The sequence below is a fragment of the Labrys miyagiensis genome (assembly GCF_030160835.1).
In the GTDB taxonomy this organism is placed as follows: domain Bacteria; phylum Pseudomonadota; class Alphaproteobacteria; order Rhizobiales; family Labraceae; genus Labrys; species Labrys miyagiensis.
In genome coordinates, this window is record NZ_BSPC01000031.1 from 25258 (window position 1) to 44773 (window position 19516).

Here is a 19516-nt window from a genome sequence, read left to right on the forward strand (position 1 = left end):
CGGAACGTTTACGCGGGGGCGTCGAAGGCAAGCGACGCAGACAGCGCGTGCTGGGCGTCGATCTGACTCTGGATGGTCTTCAGATTGCCCTCGACAGCTGCCATGGCGTCGGCGCCCGCTACGAAGCGATGCGGGAGCTCTCCCGAGTCCGACAGTGTCACGAGCGCAGCAGCGAGCTTTTCAGGATCGCCGCCCTGCTGGCCGTTCATGCCCTTCAACGCGTTGATTGTCTGCGCCGTGCGCTCGGCATAGTCCTCGATCGAAAGCTCCGGCCAGATCGTAGAGGAACCCTCGACCAGCAGCTCCGCGCGGAAGTAGCCCGGCTCAACCGCCATCACGCTGATGCCGTAGGGCGCGACGTCGAAGCGCAGCGACTCCAGCCAGCCCTCGACCGCGAACTTCGATGCGGCGTAAGCTGCGCAGAATTCCTGGCCGGTGAGAGCGGCGGTGGACGTGACGGTGATCACCTGACCGCCGCCCTGCTTGCGCATGATCGGCAGAATAGCGCGGGTCACGTTCAACGGGCCGAAGAAATTGGTTTCCATCTGCGCCCGGAATTCGGCGTCGCTGATCTCCTCGAAGTAGCCGGCCTGGAAGTTGCCCGCATTGTTGACGAGGACATCGATGCGGCCGATGCGGTCCATGGCCGCCTGTGCGGCGCTCGCTGCCGCCTTCGGGTCGGTCACGTCCAGGCCGACTGTCAGCAGATTGTCGTGCGGTCCGATCGCCTTCAGCGTCCGATCAGCGTTGCGCCCGGTTGCAACGACAAAGTGTCCTGCAGCCAGCGCCTTCTGGGCAATGTCGATCCCCATTCCTCGGCTGGAACCGGTGATGAACCAACTTTTTTCTCAACCATAATGTCCTCGTTCTTTTCAGTAGCTAGGTGGCATCGCAAAGAAGCGGCGGTCGCCGGTGATGGGCCTACTCGCAGAATTCCGCACTATCGCCCTCTGCGGTGACGACGTTGGGTTGGCTAGGCCTTGCCGAAGAGGCCCGCGAAGTCGCTGGCAAACTGTTTGAAACTGCGTGGTGCCTTGCCCATGACGCGTTCAAAGTCGTCGGAGACAAAATCACCCCAGCCGCTGCCAAAAGCCGCCATGTAATCTTTCATTGAGTTGATTGACCATTCGTCGATACGCATTTCCTCAAAGGATCGCCGGGCCCCTTCAAACGGCAGCGCGGTGTATTTCACGTCCTTGCCGATGACTTCGCCGATCGTGGTGGCCACTTCGTTCATCGAAATCGAGGCTGGACCGGTAACGGTGTAGGTCTTGCCCTCATGGCCTGATGTGGTGAGCACTTTGGCCGCAAGCTCGCTGATGTCACGGGTATCAACGAAGCTATTCCTGCCGTCGGCCAACGGGAAATAGATCATTCCCTGCGAGGCAACGGTTGGTGCGATCATCGCAAAGTTCTGATCAAAGAAATGCGGCTTCAAAACTGTGTAGGCAATTCCAGAAGCTGCGAGTTCGGCGTCCGACAGTGCGTGAAGGCGGCTGTTGATGGTTGGTGCATCGTGCGCGGCACCGATAGCCGACATACGCACCACATGCGTGGCACCCGCCTGGCGCTGCCCACAGAGCATTGGAGCTTTGCTCCGGCGCGCGGGCCCCAGCCAGGGAGAGAATCCAGACGGTGTCGACGCCCGCGAAAGCCTCATCGAGCGTCCAGGGCTTTTCGAGATCACCTTGGTGGACTTCGATGCTTTGGTTCTTGCGCGCGGCGGCCTTTTCGGGATAGCGGACCAACGCCCTCAGCTTGTGGTCAGAGCCTTTGAGCTGCTCGATAATTCCGGTCGAGACCGTACCGGTCGCGCCAGTGATGGGGGAAGAAACGATAAGCCTGCGCCTGAAGATACTGCGATGGCTTTCGACAGCGGCGATGACGCTGTGTGCAATTGGGATGGGTGCCACTTTCTTTATGAAGTGAGTGATGACCTTGTGCTCTCTACGAACCGCGTGTCATCGTGCTTTGCCTGCTCCCAGCGCGTCGGGGATGCGGCGGCGGAATTCTCCGACGACGGTTTCGTGGGATACGAGGGATGCCTACAGCGGGCCGGCATTGGGTCGTAGAAGAAGTCGCCTGCCGCGGTTCGCTCGGGCGTGCTGCTGCGCTCTGAACCAGATCGGTTCGGGAGCGTTTAGGGCGACTGACGCGGGGCTTTGCCACGCCCAACGATCGACACAGAGATCAGGACCATGCGTGGACCCAGGGCAGGCTCGGATTTCCCCAATCGCTTCCTAGAATGTCAGAAGGACATGGAGGCCGCGGCGAACACCATCATTAACCTTGCCATCACCGCCGGCTGGTCAGAGGTCGAGGCTTGCTTGGTGGTACAGGAGCTTGCCGACTCCCGGCTGTTGGCCACCTCTGCCAAGGCCGAGACGGACGAGTTCATTCGACAGGCCCTGGCCAAAATTATCAAACGACCATCGAAGCTCGAATGATCGCACCGGAGACTGCCGGGATGATGCTCATGGGATTTCGGCCTTCAAAGCCAGCGCTTTGATCTTCACATCAAGGATTGAACTGGGAGAAGCTGCGCCGTCGCCGCAGATCAAAAGTCCTCAAGAGCGGCAGAAATCAAATTTGGGAAGGCTCAGCTCGATTGGGCCTGACCGCGTCGATGTAGCGACGCCGGCTCAAGAGCGAACAATCTGTTGATCTGGATTGCGGAGTGGCCAGTACAGGCCATCCTTTCGCCCGACAGAAACGGTAACGCCGCCCCTACCACGGCGCTTCCGTTTTCACGGAATTCGCGGATCTTTTGATTTCTGCACGACCTCCGTCATTGATTTCGGATCGTGGTCAACACCCGCTTCCACAACTTCGGTCGCCGCCTTTTGTTGGCGGCCCGGGCTATCGGGAAGGGAAGCGGTATCTGACTTTTCAGTCATCCCCTGATCCTTGGGCTTCTTGCCGCCAGCCCGCGCCGCCGCCTCAAACTCTCGCAGAGCTTCTGGCTGCAGCCCCTTCTCTTCCTTAGGACGCTTGGTATTGGACATCATTGCCTCCCGATCTCTGCGGCCCAGGACCGCTCAGATCAACGCGACGTTGATATTGGGGGTTCCACGAACGCGCTCGATGACGTCGGGAGTCATTGGTGACTAGATTCTCTCAATTGGAGGAACATGACGGGAGCTTCGATGTTGCTCATCCTCCTAAGGGTGAAACGGAGAAGGCAATGAGCAGCACGACCGACAAGATCAAAGGTAGCGCCAACGACGCCGCTGGCGCCGTGAAGAAGGGTCTTGGCAAGGCCACCGGCCAGAAAGACCTTGAGGCGGAAGGAACCGCCCAACAGATCAAAGGCAAAGCCCAGAAGATCGTCGGCGAAGCCAAAGACGCCGTGAAAAAGGCGATCGACTAGGTCAATAGACCCGAGGAGACTCGGGCCTTTCTTGCGGAAACTCAGCATGATTTTAATCAATCGATCCCTGATGCTGGATTACGCCAAGCAAGCATCGGAAACCATCGGCGCGGATTTGGGCCTTGATCGCAACATCTGCATTGCCTTCAATTACCTCAAGGGGCGGGTTTTTGAATTTCCCCTCGTGCTTTTGGCCAATGGGTCGCTTGCCTCTCAAGATGGCCTAAAGCTCGGCCTTGCTGACAATTTTACGGCATCCGTTGATGCAGTTGATCAGCTGCGTGTTGCCCTCTTTCCAGCGAGCGTCTTGAATGTGAGCCTGGTGGCTGCCCTGGACCGGCACTACGAATGCATCATCAGCGCGCAAAGCGCTCGCGGCGCATCGATATCTGAATTTGCACAGGGGGTTACGGAGCCGCTTGTTCGCCTGACAGCTCTCCTGAAGCTCGCGGCAGTTGCAGAGTCGGTGCCTGTCTTGAGTTAGCCGCAACAGAGTTGCAAGAGTCGAATTTAAGCGCTCTGGTAGTGTGACTATTAGGATTCTTGAAATCGCAATTATCTAATAATATTGAAATATACCATTTATTGCTTAGAATTGTGAATAATATTTCTCCGCTGCACTATGAAGGTCGACTTAACATAGGAATTGCTTGGAACCGGTCCACGCGGCCTTTGTTGAACTCCGGCCGTTGGTCATCAGGGCAGGACGTTGACTCATAAATCGCTGAGCCCTCTGCGTGCCGAGACGAGCTTCTAGCTACTCTGAGCTGCTGGCCGCGGCCTCGATCGCCAGCACGGGTGAGCGGCTGATCAGGGTATGACCAAAGCTAACGTCCCGCCGGGCTGCCCCTCCGGCGAGTTCGAGAAATGGGCCCAGGGTCAACCGGGATTGGGGGCTTCCCGGTTGACCGCAATGTTATAGCCGGCACCCCGTTATTGGAGCGGCGAACCAGGCCCCTCGGATGGTCCAGAGCCTTCCGCTCTTATGCGCCGACGGGCTCGTTGCAGATATCGACGAGAATGAAGAAGCGGGTCTCTGTCCAAGGTACGCAGCGCATCCATTATATCGTCATAGCTGGCCAGGCTTCCCTGGGGGCCGAATTCTCGCAACCATGGAGCGGCATCCAGCGCGCAAGCGTCCGATGCCCATGACGCCAATATCGCCCTTTTCTCATTGAGAGTGAGGTCTGGATCTTCCACGACGTCCAGAGGACTTTCGAAGGCCTGCGCGGGATGCAGCAGTTCATTCAAGTTCCAACTTTCGTTTCGCACTGTCATCGATGCCTCCATCTATCGATGCCTTGGGAGGGAAACGGCGACGAGCAGACCGGCGCCATTTCCCATGACAAATCGCTAAGCGGCATTGACATCCCCAAGCCGCTGTCGGCTTTGCGCCTGATCCTTGGCCGACACAATTTCAACGCGCCGAGGCTTCATCGCCTCTGGCACTTTGCGTGCCAGATTGATCTGCAAAAGCCCATTCTCGAACCCGGCGCTGTCCACCTCGACATAGTCGGCGAGATTGAAGCGCCTTTCGAAGGCCTTGGACGAGATGCCCTGATAGACATAGTCCTCCGAGCGGGAAGCCTCGGCCTTGCGGCCAGCCACGGTGAGCAAGTTCTGTTGCGCTGTCACCGTGATGTCGGAGGGAGAGAAACCGGCTACAGCCAAGCTGATGCGGAATGTGTCTTCGCCGGTGCGCACGATATCATAGGGCGGAAAGTTCTCGGCGCTGTCGTGCGACTGCGCGTTCAGCAGTTCAAACAACCGATCAAATCCGATCGCGGAACGTGAAAACGGGGTGAAATCGTAGTTTCTCATAGCCACATCCTCGTTGAAGCAACATGGGTATAAGCAGTGCGCCAGACGCCGCCGGCGCCCGCATCAGGCCTCGCAAGCACCTGATGGCCAACGATTTAGAAAACGAAACGAGCGGTTCAAGGCCTCGCTGAAAGTTTTTTGGGCCCCAGGCAAGAACGCCTGATGAGCCCAGAGCGCGCCCGCAAGGCCTCCAAATTATGTTCGCGGCGCCGGCCACTCCTAAGTCGGCCGATCCCAGCCTGGCAGTTGGAAATCCCGTTCTGATGCCCCCTGCCGCGAATAACCCTTAGCTTGCGGTTGGCGTGCCCGTGGAAAATGCTCTGGTCGTCGACCGGTGTGAGGCTGGTCCGGTGCTGGTCGTACGTATGGAGGCGGTGTGATTGGCGATGCCGCGCGCGCTCCATGATGATCACCCAACTCTCACCCGCAATGATTTGACGGCCAGGGCACTTGCAAGAATTTGCGGGTACAACCGAGGCCTGGTCAAAAATGCGTTCGTTCGTATCCATATACTCGCGCCTCTGAGGAAGCACGGTCGTATCGGCACAATGAACGAGGGCAAGCCAAACATCTTCGTCAGCACTGATGAAGGCCGCGCGGTTGTTGCCGCGTCCGGGGCCTGACGAACTGGTGTCTTCAAGGTCGCTGGAGGGCAGGTTGGCGAGACACCAGCCTTGGCAATACTCTGATCCGCCACCCAGCGGAACTGGCATGCGTGCCCCCCAGTTGATCGCGGAAGAATGCTGAGGGAGCAGATGCGAAACACGGCGAGTTCAAGATTGGCCTCGAGTTTCACGCTGTGGACTGCAAGTGGCGCTGCACAAACCTCGGCATCCCTCCACGCCGAGGCTCGGCGGAGCTACTCCTTCGATCGCGGAACCGAATTCATGGCCTGGCGGCGATTGCTCGATGGATTGGGCGCTCAAACGTGTTTCTGCGACCCAAGTTCTCCCTGACAGAAGGTTTCGGTCGAAAACACCAATAAGAGGCAGCGCTGGTACCTCCCTCGCGAAACAGATCTCATTGGCATCCAGAAAAAGGACCCTGCGCGGCATCTGCCAAACCTTCAACAGCACACCCCGAAAATGCCTGTGCTACTGCACACCGGCGGAGGCCTTTTCCATCAATTTGCGAGCGATGTGACGATGGAATAGCTTCTCCCAGCCGCCGTCGCACTTCGGCTGGAATCCGCCTGTGGCGGTAGAACACGCGTCGCCCCTGCCACGCCCGTCCAAGGAAAAGTCACCGTGCAAGCGTTCATTCGTGCGACTCCTGATCGGAAAGAACCGTGACGAGGGAGCGGCCGAGGACGGAAGCCATCATTTTGCGGCGCGCCACCAGGTAGTAACCGCGCTCCGAACACAGAGGGGACGTGTCGAGCGCGACGAGCAGCCCGTTGGCGATCAGGTCGTCGACCACACCCCGCCAGCCCAGGGCAATGCCCGCGCCAATGAGCGACTGGTGTGTGGCGATGGCGTGGTTGCTGACGTGAATGCCGACGTCGATCCGCGTCGCATCCGGCGCGCGCTGATCGCGCCAATCCTCCCAAGTGAACCAACGGTGGCTTTGATCATCGAGATGGATCAGGGGGCCCGTTTCGAGCAGGCTCGCGAGGGAGCGATCCCGTGAACGAGCGGCCAGGGCCGGCGCTGCGACCGGCACCACCTCCTCCTTCACCAGCAAATGGCTCTCGAAGCCGGGCCAATGACCGTCTCCGAAGAGGATCGCACAGTCGGCGTCCTCGACCCGCATGTCCTCGTCGCGTTCGGCCGTCGTAACCCGGACGCTGGTTCGAGCCTCGATTTGCCGCAGGACCGCGAGCCTTGGCATTAGCCAGAACATGGCAAGGCCGGGATAGGTTGCCAGTGTCAGCTCCGACTGACGCGCCTTGCGTCGCATCTCGACAGTAGCCTGCGTTATGTCCGACAGGGCTTCCGAGATCCGGCGGTGATAGCTCAGGGCAACCCCTGTGGGCACAGTCTGCGTGCCTCGCCTTTCGAACAGCATAGTGCCGATATCGTGCTCGAGCGCTTGGATCTGATGGCTGATTGCCGGCTGCCCGACATTGAGTTCCTGGGCGGCTCGGGAAAAGCTACCAAGACGAACGCAGGCCTCGAAAGCCCGCAATGCCTTGAGGGGCGGGAGGTCGCGCATTGGGAGACACTCTTCCTTCGTGATATCGAAAAATCTAATGGAGAGATGAGACTTTCCGGCCTGTTCCATCAAGATATTTCAGGAGCATATTGATCGCACGGCATTGTTTATGTCGATGGGCCTTGGCCGTAGGCCTTCCCGTTTCTGCGGAGCTGGAGCGTGGTCATTCGTGAAGTCGTCGACTATATCGTTGTGGGCGCCGGCACGGCCGGCTGCCTGCTCGCCAACCGCCTGAGCGACGATCCGTCGAAGCGGGTGCTCCTGCTCGAGGCGGGGCGCGGAGACAACTATCCGTGGATACATATCCCGGTCGGCTATCTCTATTGCATCGGCAATCCCCGCACGGACTGGCTCTTTGAGACAGAACCCGATGCCGGCCTGAATGGACGCTCGCTGCGCTATCCGCGCGGCAAGACCCTGGGTGGCAGTTCATCGATCAACGGCATGATCTACATGCGCGGCCAGGCGCGCGACTACGATGATTGGGCGCGGCGCACCGGCGACGACGAATGGTCCTGGGCTCGCTGCCTGCCGGACTTCATGGCGCATGAGGACCATTACCGGCTCGACAACGGCGCCGATCCGGCTACCGGCAGCAACAGCCGCTTCTCGGATGTACACGGCCATGGGGGCGAGTGGCGTATCGAGAAGCAGCGCCTGCGCTGGGACATTCTCGATGCCTTCGTCGAAGCTGCCGCGCAGGCCGGCGTGCCGCGCACCGATGATTTCAATGGCGGAGACAACGAAGGCGTCGGCTATTTCGAGGTCAATCAGAAGGCCGGTTGGCGCTGGAATACCTCCAAGGCCTTCCTTCGTCCCGTCCGGAAGCGAAACAATCTCACGGTTTGGACGCAGGCCCAGGTTTCCCGGCTGCTCCTTGAGGTCGGGCCGCAGGGGCGCCCGCGTTGCGCCGGCGTCGCATTGCGGCGCGACGGCCGGGAGGTCTCGATCGGTGCCCGGTGCGAGGTCATCCTTTCGGGCGGCGCAATCGGGTCGCCGCATCTCCTCCAACTTTCCGGCATCGGTTCTGCCTCGCTGCTCAAACAACACGATGTCGACGTCGTCGTCGATTTGCCGGGCGTGGGCGAGAACCTCCAGGACCATCTGCAGATCCGGGCCGTCTACAAGGTTTCGGGCGCCCGCACGCTCAACGTGCTGGCAAACAGCCTTATCGGTAAGGCGGCAATCGGGATCGAATACGCCCTCAAGCGTACCGGGCCGATGAGCATGTCCCCATCGCAGCTCGGCGCCTTCACTCGCTCCGACGACAGCCAGCCCCATGCCAACCTCGAGTATCATGTGCAGCCGCTCAGCCTCGACGCCTTCGGAAAGCCCCTGCACGCTTTTCCGGCTTTCACTGCCAGCGTGTGCAATCTCAATCCGACCAGCCGCGGGCATGTTCGTATCCGCTCGCCCAAAATTAGCGAAGCCCCCGCGATTTCGCCACGTTATCTGAGTTCGCCCGAGGATCGTCACATTGCCGCCGAGAGCCTGCGCCAGGTCCGGCATATCGTTTCGCAGCCCGCGCTCGCCCGCTACAGACCCGAGGAATGGAAGCCGGGCGCCGCATTCCAGAGCGAGGAGGAACTCGTCCGCCTCGCCGGCGACATCGCCAGCACCATCTTCCATCCCGTTGGAACCGCGAAAATGGGAAGCGATGACGACAGACAGTCGGTGGTCGACAGCCGCCTACGCGTGTGGGGAGTGGACGGCCTGCGCGTTGTGGACGCCAGCATCATGCCCGCGATCACCAGCGGCAACACCAACGCGCCGACCCTGATGATCGCCGAGAAGGCCGCGCGCCTGATCCGCCAGGATTCCCGCGCCTGAAATCCCTCGAACAGCGCAGTAACCCATGTCACGCTCACTCCTTCCGCTGAACGGCGTCACGGTCGTCGATTTCGGGCAATACATCGCCGGCCCCGCGGTGGCGATGATCCTGGGCGATCTCGGGGCCAGCGTCGTTCATGTCGACCCGCCGGGCGGGCCCCTCTGGGACAGCCCGGCCAACGCGACGCTCAACCGCAATAAGCTCATGCTCCGTCTCGACCTTAAGACACCGGCGGGCCTGGCCCGGGCTCGAGACCTCGTTGCGCAGGCCGATATCGTGATCGAGAACTTCCGCCCCGGTGTGATGACCCGCCTCGGTCTCGATTTCGCATCGCTGCGCCAGGCGCGGCCCGAACTGATCACCCTTTCCATCCCCGGTTTCGCCTCGGATGACGCACTGCGCCGGGACTGGCGCGCTTTCGAATCCGTCGTCGCGGCAGCCTCCGGCGTTTTCACCGACATGGGGCTCAACCGGGTCCTGATGGGCATCAGCCCCTGCTTCTCGCCCCTGCCGCTCGCTTCGGCCTACGGGACCATGCTCGCGGCTTCCGCCGCCGTCCTGGCGCTGCAGGCGCGCGAGACGACGGGCATCGGCGATGCGATCGAGGTGCCGCTGGCGAGCGCCGTGATGGAGGGCTTAAGCTATAATTCGATCCGGATCGAAAACTACCCCTTGCGCTATCAGACCCAGCGCGAGCGGGAGATCGCGCGGCGACAGAGCGAGGGCCTGCCCATGAACGTGTCCTACGAGGCCCTGCAGGACTTCCTCGATCCCTTCTATCGCAGCTACAGGTGCAAGGACGGCCGCACATTCTACGTGGTCTGCCCCAGCCACAGGCATCACGCCAAGCGCTGCCTGCAGACCCTCGGCCTCTACGACAGGCTGGTGGCGGAAGGCTTGTCGGAGGAAGCCGACACCTATTTGCCCGCGGCGGAGTGGTCGTCGGACGTCTCGCTCGGCGTCTATCCCCTGCCCAAGGCCTGGGCGGACAGGATCGCGGGCCTGATGAAGGAGGTCTTTCTCACCCGCACTGCCAAGGAATGGGAGCGCATCTTCGGAAAAGGACGCTTTCCCGGAGCGCCGCAGCGCTGGCTTCAGGAATGGATCAGCGACGATCATGCCGAATGCGCCGGGCTCATGCTGGCAGTCGACGACCCCGACCATGGCCGCATGATCCAGCCGGGGCCAGTGGCCTGGCTGCAGGAGAGCGGCGAGGCGATGCTTGCACCGGCCCCGCCCAGGGTCGTGACGTTCGACGAGGCGCTCGCCCTGCTTTCGGCGCGCCGGCGATCCTCGCCTTCCCCCGATTCGACGCGCTCGGGGCAAAAGGGCTGGCTCGAGGGCGTTCGCGTCCTCGATCTCTGCAACGTCATCGCCGGCCCGCACTCGGCAGCCTATCTCGCCCGTTTCGGCGCCGAGGTGATCAAGCTCGATCCCGCCGCCCCGCTCTATGATTGCTGGAACACGGTCATCTTCGGCATGACCCATATGCGCGGCAAGCACTCCGTGCTGGCCGACGTCCGATTGGCGGACGGCCGCGCGCTCCTGGAAAAACTGATCCGCTCGGTCGATGTCGTGGTCTGGAATGCCACCGACCGCCAGGTCAAGGACATGGGCCTCGATGCCGAAGGCTTGCGAGCGATCAACCCGGAGGCGATCTTTTGCCAGCTCGACTGCTTCGGCGGCGTGCGGCGCGGCCCCCGGACCGATTATCTCGGCTATGACGACCTGGTGCAGGCCGCCACGGGGATCATGCTGCGCTTCGGCGGCAGCATGGAGACACCCGAGGAGCACGCCCATGTCGGCACCATCGACGTGATGTGCGGCTTTGCGGCGGCGCTCGCCATCGCAACCGCTCTCTACGATAAGAAGCGCTCCGGCCGGATCGGCCGCCCGCGCACCTCGCTGTCTGCCCTCAGCGGCCTCGCGCAAATTCCGTTCTGCTACGACTATGTCGGACGCGGTCCCTTCGACGAGCCGGCGGGACGGACGGCGATGGGAACCGATGCCCTCAACCACCTCTACCGCGCGGCGGACGGGTGGTTCATGCTGGCGGCCTCGGATCGCGATCTGCCGCGCTTCCAAAGGGTCGCCGGACTGGAGGCGCTCGCCGCGCTGCCGGCCAGCGAGAGAGAGGACTTCCTTTCGCGGGCGTTCGGCCGGGAGGAAGCTCAGAGCTGGGTGACCCGCCTGCGGGCTGCCGATATCGGCGCTGCGGTCTGCGACAATATCGGCTCCCTTCGCGCCGGCAGCTGCCGTCCCGCCGACGGCTCGCCTGGGATCGGTCTCGGCAGCTACGCATTTTCGCGCTTTGCCTACCACCCGAGCGGCCACGCCGTCACGCTCTTCGACCCTCTGGCGGTGAGGCCGCGCGTCGGCAGCATCACGGCCTCGGCCCCTGCCGAAAAATATGGAGCCTCGACGCGGCGGGTCCTGCGTTCGCTCGGCTATGCCGATGCCGAGATCGACAGGCTGGCGGCGAGGGGCGTCGTCAGCGAAAGCTGGAGCCGGGAGTATCTGCCGAGTTGACCCGATGCTGCCTCGGCGACGACATTGTCGGGTCCGTTCGCCACGGTCCCGACTTGGTCCGATGCCAGGCTGGGAGCAGGCCGACGAGCCGACAGGGACCTTGTGCGGGGCGATAGACGGGACCGCGTCACTGCTGTGAGCACGACATGTATACGAAGTCTGCATTCAACGACGCGATCGCGCAGCAAGCTTCGCTGCCGGGCTGGACACAGGAGTACCGGCAGGTCTCCGCGGGCTACTATTACGGCACTATTGCGGCGTTGGAGTACCCGAACCTGACGATCCTTCGCGAAAGGATCAACGTCAAGACTGAGCAGGTCTTCTCAGCACCGAAAGGAAGGCCGGTCTTTTACTACTATTACGGAAGTGCGCGTCGCGGGGGCGAACTCGTGCTGGACGAGGCGAACGCCACTACTGCAGGCTTCACCTGGAATTGGATCGACCGCATTGGCTTCATGCATCCGGGCAGCGATTTGCTGATGGTGGTCCTCGATCCGTCGCTCTTGTGCAGGACGAGACTGGAATCCGGCGGCCTTCGCGGTGATGTCCTCGGGCAGGTCGAGCAGGTCGCTCAATGGCTTGCCTGCGTCCTCGATGTGATTGCCTCCGAGGAGGGGCTAGGCTACGCGCACGACCAGCTGAACGCCGTTCTGCCGAATCTCGTGCACGACCGGCTAAGCACGCTGTACGAGAACAGCGAGCTGGCGGGCGAAGGGAGGATCGCCAAGCCTGAGGCCGTCTATCGACGTTTGCGCGATCGCCTGCATGACTCGCCGAGCGAGCCTCTCACCGTATTCGCCCTATCGAGGGAGCTGGGCCTATCTCCGGCCGCTCTTCGCAAGGTTTGCGTTGAATTTACCGGTTCACAGCTCGACAATATTCTGGTTAAGCTGCGGCTGAACGGCGCCAGACGGGCGTTGATTGAGGCGCAGGGCCGGGAATGCCGGGTTTGCGACGTCGCGATGGACTGGGGCTTCATGCACTGGAGTCGCTTCGCCGCCCGCTATCGCCTCTTGTTCGGCGAGCGGCCGTCCGAGACCCTCAGGCGCCCCGCATCCCGCCCCGCGCCCCTATAATGCGCTGGCGGACCGGCGCCGCACGCTGGGCAGGGCGGCCGGCCTGATCGCCGCGAACTTGGAAGGCGCCTCACCCGGCCCAAAGGCCCTCGGCCCGCAGATCGTCCATGGTTTTCGATATTCCCTGGCGCAGAATCTCCACTACCGAGTCCACTTGCGCCTTATTGATGACGAGCGGAGGTGACATCACGCACATATTGATGAGCGGCCTGACGAGCAGACCGAGGTCCTGGCAGTGCCTGTCGATGCGTTTGCCGACCTCGATGTCGATCTGCAACGGATTGTTGTGCTCCCGGTCCGCGACACATTCGATCCCTGCCATCAGCCCTATGCCCCGGACCTCGCCGACCAGCGCGAGGTCTTCCAGGGTCTTCAGTCGCTCCTGGAAGTAGGGCGCGATGGCCCGGGCGTGATCCAAAATACCGTTTTCCAGGAGCTCGATGTTGCGGATCGCGACGGCACAACCGATGGGGTGGCTGGAATAGGTGAGGCCATGGGCGAACATGGCGTCGGGATGGTTCGAGCGCCGCAATTCGTCGAACAGCCGGGCAGAGACCATCACGCCACCAAGGGGGAAGTAGCCGGAGGTCACCCCCTTCGCGAACGTGATCATGTCGGGCTCGACGCCGAACACGGCCTGCGACGCGAAGATGTGCCCGAGTCGTCCGAACGCGGTCACCACTTCGTCGGCGATGAACAGGATGTCGTGCTCCCTGCAGACCGCCTGCATCCGTGTCAGATAGGCTTTCGTTGGGATCAGGACTCCGCCGGAAGCTTGCACCGGCTCGGCTATGAAAGCTCCGATACGGTCCGCTCCTTCCTTCTCGATCATCGTCCTGAACTCGTCCTCCAGGAAGTCCTCGAAGGCGTCGATCGACAAGCCCTCGGGACGACGGAAGGGATCGGGACAGGTCAGCTTGCGCGCGAGTTCCGTTGCACCGTCCATCCAGTCGTGATCGCGCGGGCGCCCGTTGAGGGAGGCCGAGAGATAGGTGGAGCCATGGTAAGCGCCCTGCCGTGAAACGATCAGCTTCTTCTGGGGGCGGCCTCGAACATTGTTGTAGAACTGCATCAAGCGGAGCGCTGTCTCGACGGCTGACGACCCGCCTGTCGTCAGAAAGACGTGCTTCAAGTCGCCGGGAGCCCGATCGGCCAGCATCTGCGCGAGTTCGCGAGCCGGGTTGTTCGAAGTGTACCAGGGCGATGTGTAGGTCAGCGTCATCGCCTGATCCCGAAGCGCGTCCGCGATGCTCGGATGCCGGTGCCCCACGTTCACGCACCACATGCCTGCAGGACCGTCGATCAGGCTGCGCCCCAGCGCATCCTTCACGTACACGCCATCGCCGGCCAGGATCAGGCCGAGGTCGGTCTTGCCGATGCTCCCGGCAAGCGGCCAGGGTTGAATCAGCGGTTGGAGCCGGCTTTCATCCGGGCTCGCATCGTCAACAGTCTCCTGCGCGGGAACCTCGCCGTGCGTTTGCATCATGGTCACGCCCCTTCTAACCTGCCTCATCAGCTAGATCAGATGGCGCACGCGCTCTAGCCATGCCTGCGTCGAACCATGCCTACAAATTGGGCGGCGCAGAGCGCGCGCGTCTGCGAGCGGTTGGCACGAGTGCGTTCACAGGGTCCACAATCAATTGGACCCCGAAATGGCCTGTCGAGCTTTTCTCGTCCTAGACGAGTATGCTGCTCTATCCCCCGTGACTGTCGATTTGCACTTCATGATGGGACTTAGGCAATCTGGAACTCAATTTGTGCATTTCATGGGGTCTTCGTCACTTTTGGTGCCTGCTTCATCCGGGTGGAGCACTTCGCATATCTGAGGGATGACGAAGACTGTAAAATTGGACTTTGGCCCCGGAATCATCGTGCGTGAGGTGGCGTTCCATGGGGATCGTTGGGTCGTGTCCGCCGAGGGGAAGGGATCGCGCTTATGTCCCGGTTGCGGGCAAGCTTCAAAGTCGCGGCATAGCTGGCGTGTGCGGCGGCTTCAGGAACTTCCGCTGCAAGCGGTCCCTGCGATGGTGGAGCTTCTCTCGGGCCGTTGGAAATGTCGCAATAAGCAATGCACGCGAACGACATTCGCCGAAGACTGGTTCTGTTGCAAATTTATTAGTAACTAGGTTGGCGGCATGAAGGCGGGCACTTTCCGGGGAAGCGTTCATGTTCAAAGGCCGCCATTTTGACCAATCAGTGATCCTGTTGTGCGTTCGCTGGTATCTGGCCTACGGGCTGAGCTTGCGGGATCTCAAGGAAATGATGGCCGAGCGCGGCATCAGCATTGACCATTCGACTATTCATCGCTGGGTCGTTCACTTTTCACCTATGCTGCTCGAGCATTTCAACCGACGCAAGAGGGCTGTCGGTAAGAGGCGGCATATGGATGAGACCTATATCAAGGTTCGCGGCCAATCGATATATCTCTACCGCGCCATCGACAGCGTTGGTGACACCGTCGAGTTCTGGTTCAGTGAACATCGCGATCCGCCGGCGGCCAAATGCTTCCTGCGCAAGGCTTTGGTGCGCCACGGTCGACCGGATCGCATAGTCATAGACGGCAGCCAGACCAACCGGGAGGCAATTATTTCCTGCTGCGTCGAGAACCGCCTGCGGGATCGCTCGCAACGACCGCTGAAGCCGATCCGCATCCGTGAGAGCCAATACCTGAACAATCGCATCGAGCAGGATCATCGTCGCACAAAGCGGCGCGTTCGACCGATGCTGGGTTTCAAGGCGATGTCATCAGCAACCGCCACCCTGGCTGGCGTTGAGGTGATCTACATGATGCGAAAGCGCCAAGGACGCTTCCCTTTCAATCACGCCCGGTCGCTCAAAGAACAGTTCGAGGAAATCGCCGCCTGAATTGCAACCGATGGTGACCCGCTACGCGACTATTAAAATTTGCAACGAAACCACCGACATTCCTACATCAGCGTCCTGGTGCCGCGGTTCCATCTCGCGACAGGAGCACCAAGTCGGCCGCTTCCTCGGCGTCTTTGAGTAGCACCCTGCGCGGCGCACCCATCTGCGCTCGCATCGTCAGGCCGCGGCCAAGGTCCATGACCTGGCTTGCGCGTATAGATGCAGGAAAATCAGACGGGAGCTCGCCCGCGCTGATCGCATCGCGAAAGCGGCGCTCTACTTGCGCCGTGGCGGCGGCAGTGACGTCCTGCGCGAACTGTCGGACCTCGGCATCATTCACAAGCGGCGCGACACACACCATCAGACACCCCGGTGCCGTCTCTTCCTCGGTAGCAACTTCTACGGCATGCCTCAGGAAGCCGGTGAGCGAGTCACGAAGGGCGGGCGGCGAGAACAGCGCCTTCGCGGCAAGAGCGCCCTTTTCTTCCGCGTAAGCTCGCAGGGCGCGCATGAATATCGTCCGCTTGTCGCCGAAGATTGAATAGAGGCTTGGCCGTCCCACGCCCATTCCCGTGACAAGATCGTCGATTGTCACGCCGTCGTAACCCTTCGACCGGAACACCAAGGTCGCCTTCTCCAACGCCTGCCTCTCATCGAAGCTGCGAGGTCGACCGCGCGATCGAGCATCATTCTGTATCATTTAGTTCAAAAACCCTTGACCGTGTCCGCCTCTCAAATATATAACCGTACAGTACGAAATTAGCAAGGCGGCGTCAGCCTAAGGGCAGCCGTAGTCGCGCGAGTTTCCCCATCACCAAGTCGGGGCCTATGGAAAGTTCAATTGCGCTCGTCACCGGTGCCACTTCCGGGCTCGGATATGCGGCGGCTTGCGCGCTTGCCCGAGCGGGCTGGCGCGAGATCATTGTCACCGGACGCAATCTTGCTCGGGCGCAGGAAGCGGTCGCCAAGCTCACCGCGGAAACCAAGACACAGGTCTTCACGCCGCTGCAATTGGATCTGGATACTCCAGCTAGCGTTCAGTCCGCTCTCACCGAGGTCGTCGATCGTATACAACGAATTGACCTCCTGCTGCTGAATGCGGGGTGGATCGGGGGCAGCAAGCGGGTCCTCACCGCAGCGGGCATCGAGGTTACTCAAGCCCCCCTGGTCGGCCACCACCAACTGGCTGTCGGCTTGCTCCGCGCCAACCTGCTGAGTCCCAACGCGCGGATCATTATCGCCGGCTCGGAAGCCGCCAGAGGGGACGTACCCATGTTCAGCTACACCGACGTGATGGCGCTTGCGACCAAGCAGTACAAGGGCGACCGAAGTGCCGCAGTCGAAGCCGTTCTTCGGGGCCGTACCTTAAAGTACAAACCGAACCGAGCACACGCCGACGTGAAACTGTTCGTCGCATGGTGGGCTGCGGCGATGTCGCGTCGACTTCCCCACGGCATGGCCGTTTACGCCGTCTCACCCGGTAGTACACCTGACACCAAGGGGCTGCGAAACGCCGGCCCTGCTTTGAAGTGGCTGATGCTTCCATTGGTTAAGGTTATTCCCAGCATGTCTCAGACACCTGAGACCGCTGTCCGTCGGTACCTCCAGGCGTCGGAGTTTGGAGCCGACGTCTCCGGTCAATTCTTCGCCTCGGCGCCCGGGAAAGTGACCGGGCCACTAGTGGCGATGCGACAGCCGCACTTTCACGATCGCGCCAACCAGGAGGCCACGTGGCAGGCCCTCGTCAGAATCTCGGGCGCTGACTTACCTAACTCATAGCCTAAACGGCGCCTTCTACGCCAAAGCGCAATTGGAGATTCGTGCAAATGAATGCAGAAATAGCCATTTACCTCGCCCAAGCACTAAACATGGTTGCGTTTATTGCGTTAGCGATATGGTTTGTTGTGTCGAAATTAAGAAGTGTCGGCCGCGCCAAAGCCCTCATGGCATTGACCAGCGTTCATCTGGGGCGAACCCTGTGCCTAGAGATCTATTCTTCGCAAGACGCCGGCATGAAGATGGCCAATAATATACGCGATCAGATTGTCGTCGGTGACCTTCTAGGGTGGGCGTTGGCGCTGATCATCCTTTTCTGTCTGACTTGGCGTCTGCGGTTTTCAATCGTCCTGATATGGCTGCTCGCCATCGAAACTGTCGTGGATATGGGGTCAGGTACTATTGCGCTGATCCGGGCGGGCACAATAGGTGACGTAAACGGAATATCATGGCTGATTGTTGCCTTCTACCTGCCGGTTGTGCAGGTGGCCGTTGGGCTCAGTATTTGGCAACTCATTACAAGGCGCGGTGAGCCGCTGTTTAAGGCTGAGGGGCCACGGTAATCGTCTCAGGTTCGAATCCGCATACTCCCGCCACAGCCCGCGAGGACAAGTCGAGCGTCGAGATCATGTTTTCTGACGGCGGCGTCCGCTTACGGTAACTTGGTTTGGCGGTATCGACATCCGAACCGTCAACACAGCTGTCACAGAAATACTAGTGGGAGATCTGGTGCCGCCTAGCATCCCCCAAAATTGTTGAGCACGGCGCCACGCCGGGGCGCCGATCCCAGTGGTCAGGATCAGAAAGCAAGCACGGAGGCGCCCTGCGCCTACGGCATCAGATTATTAAGAACCAAATTGTTCTAAAATCTCTTGACCGCAGCTCACTGCCTCAATAACGTATATGATGGTTTAGAAATTACGCGCCGCCCGCGAGCGTCGCCAGGAGTGCGCGCATGCAGCGGTACAGAGACAAAAAGGTCGTCATCATTGGGGGCACGAGCGGCATAGGGCTCGCGACGGCGAAGATGCTCGTCGATGGGGGCGCACGCGTGCTGATCACCGGTCGCTCCCGAGCCGGGTTGGACGCGGCGCAAAAGGCGCTTGGCGAGAGTGTTTTCGTGGTTTCGAGCGACGCGAGCTCACTGACGGATATCGACGCTCTCGCCGGTCGTGTGAGAGCCGAGTTCGACACAGTCGATCTCCTGTTCGTCAACGCCGGCGCGGGCCTCTTCGCTCCCTTCGAACACACCACCGGGGATATGTACGACCAGGTTTTTAGCGTGAACACCAAAGGTCCCTTTTTCACTGTGCAGAAGTTCGCGCCGCTGATCTCTCGTGGCGGCTCTGTCGTCTTCACAACCGCAATCTCCAATGCCAAGGGAATGCCGATGCTCGCTGCGGCTGGCGCGACCAAGGCTGCACTGCGAGCTCTGGCTCGGACGTTCGCCGCTGAGCTGCTTTCCCGGGGAATTCGCGTGAACGCCGTATCGCCGGGCCCGATCGACACGCCGACATGGGACAACGCATTTCCCGACAAGGATATGGCAGCCCAGATAATCAGACAGATGAGCGAAGCCAATCCGATGAAGCGCCTGGGGACAGCTGAGGAGGTCGCCAAAGCCGTCCTCTTCCTCGCGTTCGATGCGACCTTCACGACCGGCGCCGAAATTGCGGTCGACGGGGGGCAGTCGCAGCTCTGACGGTGAACCTGGCTGAACAGACCTGGCCCAGTTGAATGGACCCGTACTGATGAACCTGAGTGATGCCCCTTCGGCGAGAAGAAGTACATATCCGTCAATGGTCAGCGGATGGCCTATGTCGATGAAGGTGAAGGCGATGCCATTGTCTTTGCACACGGTAATCCGACCTCGGCCTACCTCTGGCGTAACATCACGCCGGCCCGCCAAGGGCTTGGCCGGCTGATTGCCTGCGATCTGATCGGCCATGGCGATTCGGATAAGCTTCCGGATCCGGGGGCTGACCTTCGACGCTACTGGCCAAGCTGTCCGCATTCCCGCGTCAAAACGGACTGGCGCTCGCTCTACGCGATCTCGGACGCATCAATCGCTCCATCTTCTTGCCTCAGTGGTGG

General features: G+C 60.9%; 19 protein-coding genes and 2 pseudogenes. 13 read left to right on the forward strand and 8 right to left on the reverse strand.

Annotation, left to right across the window (positions count from 1 at the left end; translation table 11 throughout):
• Positions 1-8: 8 nt before the first annotated feature.
• The 3 genes from QQL24_RS17990 to QQL24_RS36690 form a co-directional block, all read right to left on the reverse strand.
• Entirely contained in the window at positions 9-833 is an 825-nt protein-coding gene (locus QQL24_RS17990; RefSeq protein ID WP_284313689.1) for an SDR family oxidoreductase, read from the reverse strand.
• A gap of 140 nt (positions 834-973) precedes the next feature.
• Positions 974-1531, reverse strand: a complete 558-nt coding sequence (locus QQL24_RS17995; protein ID WP_431310708.1) for an NmrA family NAD(P)-binding protein — start codon at positions 1529-1531, stop codon at positions 974-976.
• Positions 1419-1913 (reverse strand): NAD(P)H-binding protein, encoded by a 495-nt coding sequence (locus QQL24_RS36690; protein ID WP_431310705.1) that lies wholly within the window; start codon positions 1911-1913, stop codon positions 1419-1421. The genes QQL24_RS17995 and QQL24_RS36690 overlap by 113 nt, the downstream gene beginning before the upstream one ends.
• Positions 1914-2198: 285 nt before the next feature.
• Between QQL24_RS36690 and QQL24_RS18000 the strand changes: the two genes are divergently transcribed.
• Positions 2199-2447 (forward strand): hypothetical protein, encoded by a 249-nt coding sequence (locus tag QQL24_RS18000; protein WP_284313674.1) that lies wholly within the window; start codon positions 2199-2201, stop codon positions 2445-2447.
• Between the two features lie 300 nt (positions 2448-2747).
• On the opposite strand, the gene QQL24_RS18005 is transcribed toward QQL24_RS18000, so the two are convergent.
• The gene (locus QQL24_RS18005) at positions 2748-3005 is read right to left on the reverse strand and encodes a hypothetical protein (RefSeq protein ID WP_284313675.1); all 258 of its coding nucleotides are present in this window, start codon (positions 3003-3005) and stop codon (positions 2748-2750) included.
• Positions 3006-3184: 179 nt separating this feature from the next.
• Here QQL24_RS18005 and QQL24_RS18010 point away from each other — a divergent pair, with 179 nt between their 5' ends.
• Together QQL24_RS18010 and QQL24_RS18015 are read left to right on the forward strand one after the other, a co-directional pair.
• A complete protein-coding gene (locus QQL24_RS18010) occupies positions 3185-3370 on the forward strand; it encodes a CsbD family protein (protein ID WP_284313676.1) in 186 nt (61 codons plus the stop codon).
• Between the two features lie 46 nt (positions 3371-3416).
• On the forward strand, positions 3417-3854 hold the full coding sequence (locus tag QQL24_RS18015) for a hypothetical protein (RefSeq protein ID WP_284313677.1): 438 nt from the start codon (positions 3417-3419) through the stop codon (positions 3852-3854).
• A gap of 869 nt (positions 3855-4723) precedes the next feature.
• Here the strand turns inward: QQL24_RS18015 and QQL24_RS18020 are convergent.
• Positions 4724-5191 carry an Hsp20 family protein gene (locus QQL24_RS18020; RefSeq protein ID WP_284313678.1) on the reverse strand — a complete coding sequence of 156 codons (468 nt, stop codon included), beginning with the start codon at positions 5189-5191 and terminating at the stop codon, positions 4724-4726.
• 836 nt (positions 5192-6027) lie between these two features.
• Here QQL24_RS18020 and QQL24_RS18025 point away from each other — a divergent pair.
• A pseudogene (locus QQL24_RS18025) lies at positions 6028-6334 on the forward strand (transposase); the annotation flags it as partial.
• Positions 6335-6448: 114 nt separating this feature from the next.
• Here the strand turns inward: QQL24_RS18025 and QQL24_RS18030 are convergent.
• Complete coding sequence (locus QQL24_RS18030) at positions 6449-7345, reverse strand: LysR substrate-binding domain-containing protein (protein WP_284313679.1); 897 nt, start codon at positions 7343-7345, stop codon at positions 6449-6451.
• Between the two features lie 165 nt (positions 7346-7510).
• Here QQL24_RS18030 and QQL24_RS18035 point away from each other — a divergent pair, with 165 nt between their 5' ends.
• From QQL24_RS18035 to QQL24_RS18045, 3 genes are all read left to right on the forward strand, one after another.
• Entirely contained in the window at positions 7511-9175 is a 1665-nt protein-coding gene (locus QQL24_RS18035) for a GMC family oxidoreductase (RefSeq protein ID WP_431310709.1), read from the forward strand.
• A 25-nt stretch (positions 9176-9200) separates the two neighbouring features.
• The gene (locus QQL24_RS18040) at positions 9201-11705 is read left to right on the forward strand and encodes a CoA transferase (protein WP_284313681.1); all 2505 of its coding nucleotides are present in this window, start codon (positions 9201-9203) and stop codon (positions 11703-11705) included.
• A gap of 146 nt (positions 11706-11851) precedes the next feature.
• Entirely contained in the window at positions 11852-12781 is a 930-nt protein-coding gene (locus tag QQL24_RS18045; RefSeq protein ID WP_284313682.1) for a helix-turn-helix domain-containing protein, read from the forward strand.
• A gap of 70 nt (positions 12782-12851) precedes the next feature.
• On the opposite strand, the gene QQL24_RS18050 is transcribed toward QQL24_RS18045, so the two are convergent.
• Complete coding sequence (locus QQL24_RS18050; RefSeq protein ID WP_284313690.1) at positions 12852-14264, reverse strand: aminotransferase; 1413 nt, start codon at positions 14262-14264, stop codon at positions 12852-12854.
• A 346-nt stretch (positions 14265-14610) separates the two neighbouring features.
• Here QQL24_RS18050 and QQL24_RS36695 point away from each other — a divergent pair, with 346 nt between their 5' ends.
• Together QQL24_RS36695 and QQL24_RS18055 are read left to right on the forward strand one after the other, a co-directional pair.
• The gene (locus QQL24_RS36695; protein ID WP_431310706.1) at positions 14611-14907 is read left to right on the forward strand and encodes a transposase family protein; all 297 of its coding nucleotides are present in this window, start codon (positions 14611-14613) and stop codon (positions 14905-14907) included.
• A 40-nt stretch (positions 14908-14947) separates the two neighbouring features.
• Positions 14948-15646 carry an IS6 family transposase gene (locus QQL24_RS18055; RefSeq protein ID WP_284313683.1) on the forward strand — a complete coding sequence of 233 codons (699 nt, stop codon included), beginning with the start codon at positions 14948-14950 and terminating at the stop codon, positions 15644-15646.
• Between the two features lie 67 nt (positions 15647-15713).
• Here QQL24_RS18055 and QQL24_RS18060 read toward each other — a convergent pair whose 3' ends face one another.
• A complete protein-coding gene (locus QQL24_RS18060; RefSeq protein WP_284313684.1) occupies positions 15714-16286 on the reverse strand; it encodes a TetR/AcrR family transcriptional regulator in 573 nt (190 codons plus the stop codon).
• 188 nt (positions 16287-16474) lie between these two features.
• Here QQL24_RS18060 and QQL24_RS18065 point away from each other — a divergent pair, with 188 nt between their 5' ends.
• From QQL24_RS18065 to QQL24_RS36700, 4 genes and pseudogenes are all read left to right on the forward strand, one after another.
• Positions 16475-17425: an SDR family NAD(P)-dependent oxidoreductase gene (locus tag QQL24_RS18065; RefSeq protein WP_284313685.1), complete on the forward strand. Its 951-nt coding sequence runs from the start codon at positions 16475-16477 to the stop codon at positions 17423-17425.
• 47 nt (positions 17426-17472) lie between these two features.
• The gene (locus QQL24_RS18070; RefSeq protein WP_284313686.1) at positions 17473-17985 is read left to right on the forward strand and encodes a DUF8737 domain-containing protein; all 513 of its coding nucleotides are present in this window, start codon (positions 17473-17475) and stop codon (positions 17983-17985) included.
• Between the two features lie 392 nt (positions 17986-18377).
• Positions 18378-19124, forward strand: a complete 747-nt coding sequence (locus QQL24_RS18075) for an SDR family oxidoreductase (RefSeq protein ID WP_284313687.1) — start codon at positions 18378-18380, stop codon at positions 19122-19124.
• Between the two features lie 284 nt (positions 19125-19408).
• Positions 19409-19516 (forward strand): annotated as a pseudogene (locus QQL24_RS36700) (Tn3 family transposase); the annotation flags it as partial.